General features: G+C 70.0%; 11 protein-coding genes and 1 pseudogene. 4 read left to right on the top strand and 8 right to left on the bottom strand.

What is annotated here, in order from left to right; translation table 11 throughout:
• Positions 1-100 (bottom strand): annotated as a pseudogene (locus ABZ717_RS03685) (N(G),N(G)-dimethylarginine dimethylaminohydrolase); the annotation flags it as partial.
• 173 nt (positions 101-273) lie between these two features.
• On the opposite strand from ABZ717_RS03685, the gene ABZ717_RS03680 reads away from it, so the two are divergent.
• The 3 genes from ABZ717_RS03680 (at position 274) to ABZ717_RS03670 (ending at position 3282) form a co-directional block, all read left to right on the top strand.
• Positions 274-1113: a PmoA family protein gene (locus ABZ717_RS03680; RefSeq protein WP_358505011.1), complete on the top strand. Its 840-nt coding sequence runs from the start codon at positions 274-276 to the stop codon at positions 1111-1113.
• A gap of 141 nt (positions 1114-1254) precedes the next feature.
• Positions 1255-2148 (top strand): NAD(P)-dependent oxidoreductase, encoded by an 894-nt coding sequence (locus tag ABZ717_RS03675; RefSeq protein WP_358505008.1) that lies wholly within the window; start codon positions 1255-1257, stop codon positions 2146-2148.
• Positions 2149-2250: 102 nt separating this feature from the next.
• Positions 2251-3282 carry a LacI family DNA-binding transcriptional regulator gene (locus ABZ717_RS03670; protein ID WP_358505005.1) on the top strand — a complete coding sequence of 344 codons (1032 nt, stop codon included), beginning with the start codon at positions 2251-2253 and terminating at the stop codon, positions 3280-3282.
• Positions 3283-3357: 75 nt separating this feature from the next.
• On the opposite strand, the gene ABZ717_RS03665 is transcribed toward ABZ717_RS03670, so the two are convergent.
• The 6 genes from ABZ717_RS03665 to ABZ717_RS03640 all read right to left on the bottom strand — a co-directional run bounded on the left by ABZ717_RS03665 (position 3358) and on the right by ABZ717_RS03640 (position 10753).
• Entirely contained in the window at positions 3358-4434 is a 1077-nt protein-coding gene (locus ABZ717_RS03665; protein WP_358505002.1) for a mandelate racemase/muconate lactonizing enzyme family protein, read from the bottom strand.
• Between the two features lie 4 nt (positions 4435-4438).
• The gene (locus ABZ717_RS03660; protein ID WP_358504999.1) at positions 4439-5344 is read right to left on the bottom strand and encodes a 5-dehydro-4-deoxyglucarate dehydratase; all 906 of its coding nucleotides are present in this window, start codon (positions 5342-5344) and stop codon (positions 4439-4441) included.
• A 55-nt stretch (positions 5345-5399) separates the two neighbouring features.
• A complete protein-coding gene (locus ABZ717_RS03655; protein WP_358504996.1) occupies positions 5400-6299 on the bottom strand; it encodes a sugar phosphate isomerase/epimerase family protein in 900 nt (299 codons plus the stop codon).
• Positions 6296-7456, bottom strand: a complete 1161-nt coding sequence (locus ABZ717_RS03650; protein WP_358504993.1) for a dihydrodipicolinate synthase family protein — start codon at positions 7454-7456, stop codon at positions 6296-6298. Before ABZ717_RS03650 ends, ABZ717_RS03655 begins: the two co-directional genes overlap by 4 nt.
• Positions 7453-8607: a Gfo/Idh/MocA family oxidoreductase gene (locus ABZ717_RS03645; RefSeq protein WP_358504990.1), complete on the bottom strand. Its 1155-nt coding sequence runs from the start codon at positions 8605-8607 to the stop codon at positions 7453-7455. Before ABZ717_RS03645 ends, ABZ717_RS03650 begins: the two co-directional genes overlap by 4 nt.
• A gap of 499 nt (positions 8608-9106) precedes the next feature.
• Positions 9107-10753 carry an IS200/IS605 family accessory protein TnpB-related protein gene (locus ABZ717_RS03640; RefSeq protein WP_358504987.1) on the bottom strand — a complete coding sequence of 549 codons (1647 nt, stop codon included), beginning with the start codon at positions 10751-10753 and terminating at the stop codon, positions 9107-9109.
• Positions 10754-10928: 175 nt separating this feature from the next.
• Here ABZ717_RS03640 and ABZ717_RS03635 point away from each other — a divergent pair, with 175 nt between their 5' ends.
• Positions 10929-11915, top strand: coding sequence for a right-handed parallel beta-helix repeat-containing protein (locus tag ABZ717_RS03635; RefSeq protein WP_358504985.1), 987 nt, complete (start codon positions 10929-10931; stop codon positions 11913-11915).
• 127 nt (positions 11916-12042) lie between these two features.
• Here ABZ717_RS03635 and ABZ717_RS03630 read toward each other — a convergent pair whose 3' ends face one another.
• Positions 12043-13011 (bottom strand): exonuclease domain-containing protein, encoded by a 969-nt coding sequence (locus ABZ717_RS03630; RefSeq protein ID WP_358504982.1) that lies wholly within the window; start codon positions 13009-13011, stop codon positions 12043-12045.
• Positions 13012-13017 lie beyond the last annotated feature (6 nt).

Here is a 13017-nt window from a genome sequence, read left to right as displayed (position 1 = left end):
TCACACAGCCCTCCAGTTTCTCGAACTCGGAGATGTCCACCGGCAGCACCCGCCAGTGTTCGGCGGCCAACAGCTGCACGGTCTCCCGCGCAGCCCCCGCCCCATCCCCACCCGCCACCAGGACGTGTGGCGCGAAGCAGGCGTCACCCATCGCATCGTTCACGGCATCGACGCCCTGGTCCACCGAAGCGCCCAACACATGAGCGGCTTCACCGAACTCGGAGCCGCCTGGGCCATGCCCGAACCCACCGCGCACCCGTTGGAGGCCCGACCGTGAACCTGTCCCTGAACGGCACCACCGTGGCCGTACACCGCGACGGCACCGACGTGGACCCGGTGCTCTCACCACGACCGTTCCTGCACCCGGTGACCACCCTGGCCGGCACCACCGTCACCGAACTACGACCCCAGGACCACATCCACCACCTGGGGTTCGGCCTGGCCGTACCCGACGTGGACGGCACCAGCTTCTGGGGCGGGCGCACCTTCACCCCCGACCGCGGTTCGGTACTGCTGGACAACCACGGACGCCAACGGCACGTACGCACCCTGGAACAGGCACCCGATCGCCACACCGAACTGCTGTCCTGGACCGACCCACAGGGCCGGGAGCTGATCGCCGAGGAACGCACCCTGCGCGCGCTACCCCTGGACGAACACACCTGGGCACTGCACGTGCGTACGGTCCTGCGCAACACCTCGGGACGAGGGCTGAGCATCGGCAGCCCCGCCACCAACGGCCGCCCCGGCGCCGGCTACGGCGGCCTGTTCTGGCGTGCCCCCCTGGGCCCGCGCCCACCCGCGGTCACCGGCCCCGACGGCCTGACCGGCGAGGCGGACCTGCACGGTGCGCGCGTGCCCTGGCTCGCCATGACCGGAGCCACCGACCAAGGCGCCCGATGGACCCTGCTGCTGCACCAGGTCGGCCCGCACCCGGAACCGTGGTTCCTGCGCGCGGACGATTACCCCGGAACGGGACCGGCCCTGGCCTGGGACGAACGGCTCCCCCTACCGGACGGAGCCCACCTGGGACGCGGCCTGCGGGTGGCCATCGCCGACGGCCACCCCCACGACCTTCCCGCCCTGGCCAAGGCCTTGGCCGACCAACCCTGACCCGCACCCTCCCGGGCCGGGCCACCGCCCCTCACACGGACCCGACCCACCAGGGGCCGCGCCGTCCCCTCCGCGGCGTGGCCCCGCCCTCGTTCTCAACACGCCCCGAACCCGCTCGGGGCCCGGAAAGGAAACCCCGCCATGCGCGTGCTCGTCACCGGAGGTTCGGGAAGGCTCGGCCGTAGCGTGCTGTCGACCCTGGCCGAACGCGGACACCAGGTCACCTCGGTCGACACCACCCCGGCCACCCCACCACAGGGGGTCGACGCGATCACCGCCGACCTGCTCGACGCCACCGCGCGCGAGGACGCCTTCACCCACGCCGCACCCCAGGCCGTGATCCACCTGGCCGGGATCGCCGTCCCCTTCGCCCACCCCGACGTGCGAACCCTGCAGGTCAACACCGGCCTGGCCTGGGCGGTGCTGGCCTCGGCCATCGAACACGGCGCCCACTCGGCGGTGGCGGCCTCCAGCCCCACCGTCTACGGCTACAACACCCCCACCTGGACTCCGCGCTACCTGCCCCTGGACGAGGACCACCCCGTCGAACCCTGGCACGCCTACGGGCTGAGCAAACAGATCATCGAACAGACCGTCCAGGCCCTGGCCCGCACCACCGACACCTGCGTGCTCTCCGCGCTACGGCCCGGCTACGTGGTGGCCCCCGAGGAATGGGCCGGTGCCATCACCCAACAGGGCCACACCATGGCCGAGCGCCTGGCCGACCCGGCCCTGGCCGCCGGGTCCCTGTTCAACTACGTCGACGCGCGCGACGCCGCCGAACTGTTCTCCCTGGTCATCGAACACCCCGAACGGGTCCGGCACGGCCAGGTCTACAACGCCGTTGCCGACGACCCCCTGGCCCCCGGCCCCGTCGACGAACTCATGGCCCACCTGCACCCGACCACCGCACCGCACAGCGCCGCCCTGGCCGATGGCCGCGCGGTCTTCTCCAACCGGCGGGCCCGCACCGAACTGGGTTGGAACCCCACCCGAACCTGGCGCACACAACTGAGCGAAGGGCGGGTCGGCTAGGTGCGCGCCCAACCACCTTCCCCATACGGCGACGGTCACCCCCGACCTTCCACTAGCCTGGGAAAGAGTTTTCCCACAGGTCATGGCAGAAGGGGCAGGGTCGTGAGTTCGTCGTATGTGACGCTGGAACAGGTGGCACAACACGCGGGGGTGTCACTGGCCACCGCCTCCCGAGTCATCAACGGCAGCACCCGCCAGGTCAGCGAACGCCTGCGCGAGAAGGTCAACGCCAGCGCCGAGGAACTGGGCTACCTGGCCAACGCCTCCGCTCAAACGCTGGCCCGCAACAGCAGCTCCCTGGTCGGGCTGCTCGTCCACGACATCGCCGACCCCTACTTCTCCTCCATCGCACGCGGGGTCACCCGCCACACCGAGGAACAGGGACTGGTCACCGTCCTGGGCACCACCCACCGCTCCGCCCAGAAGGAGAGCACCCTCCTGGCGACCCTGCGCGCCCACCGCGCCAGGGCCATCGTCCTGGTCGGTTCGCGCTCCACCGACGAGGAGAGCAACGCCCGGCTGATCCGCGAGATCGAGGCCTTCCAACAACAGGGCGGACGCGTGGCGTGCGTGTCCCAACCCGGGCTGCCCGCCGACACCGTCAACCCCGACAACCACGCCGGGGCCGCGGAACTGGCCCGCCACCTCATCGCCCTGGGACACCGGAGCTTCGCCATCCTGGCCGGCCCCACCAACCTGAGCACCGCCCGCGAGCGACTGGACGGCTTCCACTCCGCGCTCTCCGCCGCCGGCATCGAGCTGGAACACCACAACATCGTGCACGGCGACTTCACCCGCGATGGCGGATTCGAGTCCACCCGACGCCTGATGCGCCTGGGCACCGACGCCACCTGCCTGTTCGCGGTCAACGACGTCATGGCCACCGGCGCCATGGCCGCCCTGCGCGATTCGGGCATTGGCGTACCCCAGGAACTGTCCGTGGCCGGGTTCGACGACATCCCCACCCTGCGCGACCTCACCCCCGCCCTGACCACCGTGCGCCTACCCCTGGAACAGATGGGCGAACGCGCCGCGCAGATGGCGTTGGAGACCGACCACGAGGGCGAGAACCGCACCCTCAACGTCCAAGGCGAGGTCCTCATGCGCGAGAGCACGCAGCGCCCCGCCCGGTGAACCCCAGCGGGGGTGGTGGAGCGATTCCGCTCCACCACCCCCGTTCGCGTCCCGTGCCAGAGGACGCGTCCCGTGCTAGGGGAGTGGGGACAGATCCCGGGCGAAGGACAGACCGTGACCAAGGCCGGTCTCGGCGCTCAGCCACCCCTCACCGATCCGCACCCCGCTGGGGGCGGCCAAAGCCCCCAACGCCTCGAACGAGGCGTGGTCGATGTCCTCGACCATCGCCACCCGGGGCACGCACAACGCCAACTGCCCCGACAACTCCGGCAACAGGTGCGGCGCCACCGGCACCCCACGCCGCGCCATCGACTCGGCCACCCGCAGGAACGGGGTGATGCCACCGACCCGCACCACGTTGGGCTGGGCCACGTCGCACACCCCCGCCTCGACGAACCTGTCGAACTCCTCGACGCCGCGCAGGTTCTCACCCAGGGCGAAGGGCACCGCGGTGCGCGCCCGCAGGCGTTCATGCGCGGCCAGATCCTGGGCCGGCAACGGCTCCTCCACGAAGAGCGGATCGTGTTCGACCAACCGATCCAGGGCCCGCACGGCGGTGGGCACGTCCCAACGCTGATTGGCGTCCACCATCAGCGTCCGATCCGGGCCCAACACACCGCGCACCGCGGCGACCCGTTCGACGTCGCGCGCCACCTCGGCCGAGCCCACCTTGATCTTGGCGGCCCGATGCCCGGACCCGACCCAGGAACTCACCTGTTCGAGCAGGTCGGCGGAGTCGTAGTCGAGATTGACCCCGCTGCCATAGGCGGCGACCCGATCGCGACGCCGACCGATCAGGTCCACCAGCGACATCCCGGCCACCTTGGCCTGGACATCCCACAGGGCGATGTCCACCCCGGCCAGGGCCATCAGGGTCAACCCGGTGGTGCCCGCCTCGCGCAGATGCCACCGCAACTCCTCCCACCGGCACGGGTGGGCGAGCCCGCCCACCACCACCGGAGCCAGGTCGGTGTTGACCAACGACTCCACCGCCCCCGCCCCGATCAACGGGGTCCAGGAGAACCCGGTGCCCACCACCCCGGCATCGGTGGCGACCCGCACCACCACGATGTCGTTGCGGTCCACACCACCGTCCCAGGATCGCCGCAGCGGCAGACGGAACGCGCGGGCCGCCACCTCGGTGACACGCACCCGCTCAGCCCTTCCCGACCAGGGACAGACCCGTCTCGATCAACGCCGACAACTCGGCCTCCTCCGCCGAGGTCAGGTCGACGAAGGGAGCGCGCACCGCGCCCGCCCGCACCCCGCGCAACCGGGCCCCGGCCTTGACCAACGACACCGCGTACCCCGGGGAACGATCACGCAGCCGCACCAGCGGGTCGTAGAACTCGCTCACCAAGCGCCCCGCGAGCGGGTCGGCGGAGTGGAAGGCCTTGTAGAAGGCGTCGGCCACCTCCGGGACGAACGCGAAGGCCGCCGAGGAGTACAACGGCACACCCACCCCGGAATAGGCCGCAACGGTCAACTCCGCGGTCGGCAACCCGTTGAAGAAGGTGAAGTCCGCACCGCGCACCGAGCGCACCGTCAACACGACCTGGTGCATGTTCCCCAGGTCACCCACACCGTCCTTGATGCCCACCACCCGTGGGATGGCCGCCAACTCCGCCGCCGAATCGGGGGAGAACACCATGGAGCCGCGCTGATAGACGATGATGGGGATCTCCACCGCCTCCGCCACCGCCCTGACGTACTCCACCAGACCCCGCTGGGGCGCCGAGACCAGGTAGGGCGGCAACAACAAGATGGCGTCCGCACCCGCCTCCAACGCGGTCCGCGCCTGCTCGATGGCGGTGCCCACACTGCCACCGGCACCGGCCACCACCGGAACGGCACCGTCGACCACCTGGACCGTACGACGCACCACCGCGGCGTGCTCGGCCGCGGACAGGGCGTGGATCTCACCGGTGCCACATGCGGTGAACACCCCACCGGCCCCATGGGCCACACCCGAGGCCACGTGCTCGGCGAGCACCTCCTGGTTCACCGCTCCGGCGTCGTCGAAGGGTGTGAGGGGAAAGAACAGGATCCCGTCGAAATTCATGCGCTTTGCTCCTTGTCACGAGGGCGCCGCCCCTGGCGGCGAGGTCGGATCTGGTTCACAGGACGTGCTGGACGTGGCGGCGGGCCATGGTCGCGATGACGTCGTCACCGTCGGCGGCCCACACATCGGCGTTGAACACCTCCCACTCGACGTCGCCCTCATAACCGGCGGCCCGCACCGCCCGGTACAGGGAACGAACATCGATGTGGCCGTCGCCGACCATGCCCCGACCCAACAGCGGGTCGGCGGGCAGGGGCAGGACCCAGTCGCACACCTGGAAGGAGGCGATGCGTCCACGTGGGCCCGCCCAGGCGATGTGCTCGTACACCGCCGGGTCCCACCACACGTGGTAGGTGTCCACCACCACGCCCACCTGCTCCGCGGGGAAGGGTTCCGCCCACTCCAGGGCCTGGCCCAGGGTGGACAACACCGCGCGATCGGCGCAGAACATCGGGTGCAGGGGCTCCAACCCCAACCGCACACCGCGTTCGGCGGCGTAGGGCGCCAACACCTGCAAGGCCTCGCCCACCCGTTCCCGGGCGCCGACCAGGTCACGGTCGCCTTCGGGCAGGCCGCCCACCACCATGACCAGGACGGGGGCACCCAACTCGGCGGCCTCGTCCAGCGCCCGACGGTTGTCCTCCAACGCCACTGCGGGGTCGAGATCGGTGAGGAACCCGCCCCGGCAGTAGGTGGACACCCGCAGACCCGAGTCGCGCAACAGACGCGCGGACGCCGCGAGCCCGGCCTCGGCGACCTGTTCGCGCCAGGGGCCGATGGCCGGCACGCCCGCGCGCAGGCAGCCGTCCACCGCCTGACGCAGACTCCAGTACTTGGTGGTGGCCTGGTTCAGGGAGAGCCGTGACAGGACCGCGTCGCCCGGGGCCGGGGTGGGCACCTCGGCCTTGAGCCCGGAGGGCACGTCCACGTCCGCGGCTCGGGGGACGATGGTCATCGCTCCACCCCCGAAACGCGCAGCAGCCGTCCCATACGCTCCATCGCCAGGTCGGGGTCGCTGAGCGCCCCGGCCCGGTCCGCCAGGCGCAGGATCTGCGCCAGGTGGGGCAGCGAACGCGCGCTGTGCAGCCCACCCACCATGTGAAAGCCCTTCTGGTGGCCGTTGAGCCAGGCAAGGAAGGTGATCCCGGTCTTGTAGTAGAAGGTGGGCGCGGAGAACAGGTGCCGGGCCAGGGGCACGGTGGCGTCCATCAGTTCGCGGTAGCGGGCCGTGTCGCCCTCGTCCAGCGCCGCCAGGGCACGACCGGCCACCGGGGCGATGGCGGCGAAGACGCCCAGCAGGGCGTCGGAGTGGCCATGGTCGTCGCCCTGGATCAGCTCGGGGTAGTGGAAGTCGTCGCCGGTGTACAGGCGTACCCCTTCGGGGAGCAGCCGGCGCAGACGCACCTCCAGGTCGGCGTCGAGCAGGGACACCTTGATGCCCTCCACACTCGCGGCGTGGTCGGTGATCAGCTCGGCCACCGGTTCGATCGCCTCGGCCGGGTCGCGGTACCCCCAGTAGCCGGCCAGGGCCGGGTCGAAGGCCTCACCGAGCCAGTGCAGGATCACCGGACGCTCGGCCCGCTCCAACAGCGAGGCGTAGACCTTGGCGTAGTCGTCGGGGCCCTGAGCCACGGCGGCCAGCGCACGCGAGGCCATCAACACCGGAGCGGCCCCGGCGCCCTGGACGGTGTCGAGTTGTTCGACATACGCCTGGACAACGCTTTCCAAAGACTGACGCGAAGACCCCAGTTGGTCGGTGCCCACCCCGCAGGCCAGGGCGGCCCCGCGAGCGGCGGCCTCCGCACCCGAGCGGCGGATCAGCTCGGCGGTGGCGGGCCAGTCCAGCCCCATGCCGCGCTGGGCGGTGTCCATCGCGTCGGCCACGCCCAACCCCTGGTCCCACAGGTGGTGCCGAAAGGCCAGGGTGGCGTCCCAGTCCAGGCGGGCCGCTTCCCCCGGCGCGTTGACGGCGGTGGGGTCGGCGACCACGTGGGCGGCGGCGTAGGCCACACGGGTGCGGGCGGGGGACAGCACAGTGGTCTCGGCGCGGGGGCCGGTGGGGGAGAAGGGTGTGGTGCCACCTTCGAGGGAGGGCAGCATCAGGTCGCTCATCGGGTCGTCACCTCGCTCAGCTCCACGGTGCGTCCGGTGCGGGCCGAGTCCAGCCCGGCCTCGGCCATCTGGATGCCGCGCGCCCCGGAGAGCAGGTCATGGGGGAAGTCGGTGCCCAGCACCACGTGCGCCAGGAAGGCCTCCCACTGGGCCCGGAAACCGTTGGGGAAGTCGGTGTTGTCGGGGACCCGCTCCCACTGGTCGCGGTAGCCCCCCGCGTCGACGGCGTCGGGGTCCCAAGTCGCCTTGGGGGTGGTGGAACGGTGCTGGATGCGGCAGTGGCGCAGGCCGGCCACGGCGCTGCCGTGGGTGCCGTCCACCTGGAACTCCACCAGCTCGTCACGGTCCACCCGCACGCTCCAGGAGGAGTTGATCTGGGCGATGGTGCCGTCGGTGAGTTCGAAGATGCCGTAGGCGGCGTCGTCGGCGGTGGCCTCATAGTCCCGGCCCTGCTCGTCCCGGCGTTGGGGGATGTGGGTGGCGGTGCGGGCGGTGACGGTGCGCACCGGGGAGAACAGGTGCTCCAGGACGTAGTGCCAGTGCGGGAACATGTCCAGCACGATGCCGCCGCCCTCTTCGGCCCGGTAGTTCCAACTGGGCCGCTGTCCGGGCTGCCAGTCGCCCTCGAAGACCCAGTAACCGAACTCGCCCCGGATGGAAAGGATCTTTCCAAAGAAGCCGCTGTCCACGAGTCTGCGGAGTTTGAGCAGGCCGGGCAGGAAGAGCTTGTCCTGGACCACACCGTTGCGCACCCCCGCCTGCTCGGCGAGTTTGGCCAGTTCCAGGGCGGCCTCCAGGGTGTCGGCGGTGGGCTTTTCGACGTAGACGTGCTTGCCCGCGGCGATGGCCGAACGCACCGCCGCCTCCCGCGCATGGGTGATCTGGGCGTCGAAGTAGATCGAGACGCTGTCGTCGGCGAGTACCGAGTCCAGGTCGGTGGTCCAGCGTTCGATGTCGTGTCGCCGGGCGATCTCGCGCAGCTTGTGCTCGGAACGCCCCACCAGCACCGGTTCGGGGATGACGCGGGTGCCGTCGGGCAGCTCCAGGCCGCCTGCGTCACGGATGGCCAGGATCGAACGGGTCAGGTGCTGCCGATAGCCCATTCGGCCGGTGACGCCGTTCATCGCGACGCCCAGCACGTGGTCTGCCATGGGTTGTAACCACCTCTCTTTGAAAGCGCTTTCCAAAGCGTACGGCAAACACGACGATCACACCAGACCCACCCTGAGCGGGGGAGGGCCCACCGACCCATCGGTGAGCGGCCGCGCGAGCGGCCCGAACACGGTGCCCGCCCCACCCCGTGAGCGGCGCCGCAGCGGGGCGAACCGGGCCGCATCGACGAGCAAACGCTTGCCAAGGACCTCCGAGCGTGAGCGAACCTCCACGCACACCCGAACGTGAGGGCCATGCGGAAAGATCGCCCCGAAGGACCCGCACCGACCTGCCGTGACACGAGGAAAGAGCGATCGTGGGCGAATCTTTCGCGTTACCGGCATTGACTTACCTGTAACGGGATCGTAGCTTCTTGTGCACGGAAAGCGTTTGCACGAATACGGGTCACCTTCCCGTTCGGCGCACGGGCCCACTCCCGAGACGCCATCGACCGCACATCGTTTCCGTTCAGGGGCGTCCCGCGCTTCCCACCGTTCCTCAGCAGTGCGCAGGAGTGACATCCGATGCCACCCCTGGTCCTGCGCGCACCCCGAACGGTGTTGGATGCACTGGTCCTCCGCGTTCTCCTTCCTCCAAGGCTTGGGCGCGCGCATCGTGTGCGCGTTCCACACCGGAGAGGCGGATTCCCTCACCCCCACGAGCGCCCGACCTGGCCTGAACGGTCCGATGCCCCGCACCATCACTCCGGTGATGCGGGGGCGGTGCCGTCCGACGCCGGATCGGGTGCCCTTGGGCGCGTCGCCCGATCACGATGCTCGCCGCATCGTGCCGGGACGTCTTCCTTCTCCTGCTGGTGGTGGGTTTTTGCCAGTGCTGGGCACCCCACCTGGAGGTGTAGGCCGCGTCCACAGCGATGATCGTGATCGCGGTGGCATCGGCCATCGAGGTCAGCCGAGCTTTGAGTCTGCCGGTGGGCATCCCGGAGATGACCTGCCGGAACCGTTTCCTGCCTCCGTGCCTTTCCCGGGTCTTGGAGTCCATGAAGTCCAGATCCTCCACCGCGACCGCCTTCACACCGCACCGGTGCGCCCAGCGCAACAGCCCGGACAAGGCGTGGCGGACCTGGGCGTCACGATGGGAAGCGGTGCCCGACAACTGGTAGTCGAAGCGGCGTGGGTCACCGAGAGGGTTGCCGTGGGTGTCCAAACGCCAGGCGGCCAGGTGATCGGCGTTCATATCCACACCGATCACCCCCTCGGTGAGGGCGGCTCGAAGGGGGATCTGCGGTGTGGTCGGCGTTTGCCACGAGGCGGTGATGTACCAGCGTCCCCGTTCCACATCCAGGTGCACCCGGTAGGCCACCGCCCGGTTCGCTTTCACCCGGCCGGCCCACTCCCGGCCTCGGTGGGCGAAGGCGATCTTGCCGGAGAGCCGGTACCGGCAGTGCGGGGCGTTCGCCCATTCCTTGAGTGGGGCCGGGAGTTTGATCGACACCTCACCCTGCGGGGTGATGCGGATCGTCTCGTTGCCGAACCGCTTCCCCGATTCCCCATCGGCTTGAAGGAACCACCGCCGGGCTTCCCACCGCTCACGCCATGAGGACTCGGTCAACCCAGCATTGGCGAGGTGGTGGCGGTTGCGGGCCAAATGCTTACCGCCACGCACCACAGAGACTTTCCCTGCCTCGAAGTCGGCCCGCGCTATGGCCAACCGATTCTCCAGGGTGGCCAGGCGCCGGGACTTGGCGTGCCACTCCTGCCGGGACCGGTAGCCGCCCGGCTTCTTCCTGGTGCTCTTGGCCCCGACCGGTAACGACAACCGGTGCCGGATCGTGGCGACCCCGGCTTCCACAGAGCGCAGGTGTGCGGCTTGGACACGTCGGGCCAGGGCCCACTGGTCGTGGGTGGCCTTGGTGATCGACCCCGCCCACCGGGAGGAGCACTCAGGGGTCAGCACCCGCTTACGCTCCGCCCACGTCGTGCTGTCGTGGTCCAACCCGTCGGCACAGCGGGCCTTGAGATCAGCGGCGGCCAGCGAACTCAGATGGGCGCCGACCATTCGGAGTACCTTCTCGTCCTGGACGGTCAGGTGCTTGAGGCGGGTGCGCACGGCCACACCGGTGGGACCCGAAACCGGGTAGGGGCCGGCGATCGGTCGTAGACCCCGCTGATCGATTCCTGCCATCCGCTCCCCACCCCCTCTGCCCCTGACCGTGTTTGATTCCGGTGTTCGAACACCACGTTAGCCACCTCTGGGGCGGGTGTCCCAAGAACCGAAAAACTCCTCCGCCCGGGGTGAAGGCGCGCACCGCTCGGATGATGAGAACCCCCGATTCCGAAGGAAACCCACCATGCGATCCGTGACCAACAAATCCGGTACCCCCACACGCACCGTCCTGCTGGCCGGCACCGCCGCCGGAGCCCTCGCGCTCGGCCTGCTCGCCGTCACCGACGGCTCAGAATCCACCGTCCACGCCGACCTGGTCGGCGCCGCCCAGGAAACCCCTTCGGGTTGGGCCGGTGAGAACGGCGGCACCACCGGCGGTGAGGGCGGCGACGTCGTCACCGTCTCCGACACCGACGCGCTGCTCTCGGCCCTATCGAGCTCGGGCCCCCAGGTCATCCAGATCGACGGCTCCATCGAGCTGTCCGGTATGAACGACGTGCCCGCCGACACCACCCTCATCGGGCTGGACGGCGCCCAGATCACCGGCGGTGGCCTGGACGTGGACGGTGTGTCCAACGTGATCATCCGCAACATCGCCTTCTCCGGTTGGGACGACGACGCCGTCAACGTCCAGGAGGGCAGCACCAACGTGTGGATCGACCACAACAGCTTCACCGACGGCTATGACGGCGCCGTGGACGTCAAGCGCGAGTCGGACTTCGTGACCATCTCCTGGAACCACTTCTTCGACCACGACAAGACGTCCCTGGTCGGGCACTCCGACGACCACACCGAAGACGCCGGCCACCTGCGGGTGACCTACCACCACAACTACTTCGACGGCACCGATACCCGTCATCCCCGGGTGCGCTTCGGCAACCCGGTGCACGTGTACAACAACTACTACCGCGACAACGACGAGTACGGCGTGGCCTCCACCATGGGCGGCGGTGTGCTCGTCGAGGGCAACTACTTCGAGGACGTGGACAACCCCACCCACACCGGTTACGCCGACTCCGACATCGGTGCCGTGGAGGAGAGCGGCAACGTCTTCGACGGCTCCGGCGAGCCCGAGAGCGGGGGCGGGACCGTGGAGTCGATCCCCTACTCCTACAGCCTGGACCCGGCCGAGGACGTGCCCTCGATCGTCGGCGACGGTGCGGGCCCCGGCAACCTGTGAGCCGCGGGTAGTCCCTCACGGTCGCCGCCCCACCGGCCCGGAGTTCAAGGCCGTTGGGGCGGCGACACTACCGATGTCGACCTCAAGGTCGACTCGACGCACGTGCGCGGGCGCCCTCCGGTGCCTTTCAGGCCGAGGCCATGCCCAGGCGGGCCATCAGTTCCGAGCCGGTGATGATGTCGATGCGCTGGCCCTTGGCGATGTAGGTCTCCGCCTGTCGGTGCTTGGAGGTCTTGCCCCCGTGGTCGCTGTCTCCGACCACCAACACGTCGGTCTTCTTGGTGACGTTCTTGGCGGGAAGTCCACCGGCCTCGGCGATGCGCTTCCACACCTCGGGCTTGTCCATCCCGTTCAGGTCTCCGGACACGCACACCGTGCGCCCGAACAGGGGGCCGGCCGGGTCGGCGTCGGGGGAGGGCTCGGGCAGGGGGCTCTGCGCGGCCCGTTGCCAACGACCGAACCGGTCCTCGGTGGCCGCCGCCCGCACCGTGGTCGGTGCGATGGGCACGGGCAGCACGGTGGCGGCGACGGCCTCGGCCCGGCGCAACGGCATCCGGGAGGCCCGCGCCAGTTCGGGCAGTGAGGTGGTGCCGTAGTCGCGCATGGCGGCGATCATGATGTGGGCGGCCGCCTCGGCGTCCGCGTCGGCCCGGTGGTGCCGGGTGATCTCGTGGCCGATGTGCGCGCACACCGTGGGCAGACGGTGGTCGGGCAACTTCCAGGTGCGTCGGGACAGGGCCAGGGTGCAGGCGTAGTCCAGGGCGGGCAGCTCTTGGCCGGTGTGGGCACAGGCCTGACGCAGCGCACCCATGTCGAAGGCGGCGTTGTGCGCCACCAGCGCCCCACCCTGGGCGAACTCCAGGATCCGGTCGCGCACTCCGTGCCAGGTGGGCGCCCCGACCACGTCGGCGGCGGTGATGCCGTGCACCGCGGTGTTGTGCCGGGAGAAGAACGACACCTGCTCCGGTGGGCGGATCAGGGTGCTGTAGCGGTCCACCACCCGACCCTCCTCGACGCGCACCAGACCCACCGCGCAGACACTGCCGCGGTCGGCGTTGGCGGTCTCGAAGTCGATCGCGGTCCAGGTGTGGGTCACCCCGGC

The organism is Nocardiopsis sp. NPDC006832 (assembly GCF_040635885.1).
Lineage (GTDB): Bacteria > Actinomycetota > Actinomycetes > Streptosporangiales > Streptosporangiaceae > Nocardiopsis.
This window is presented reverse-complemented; position numbering and strand designations above follow the sequence as displayed.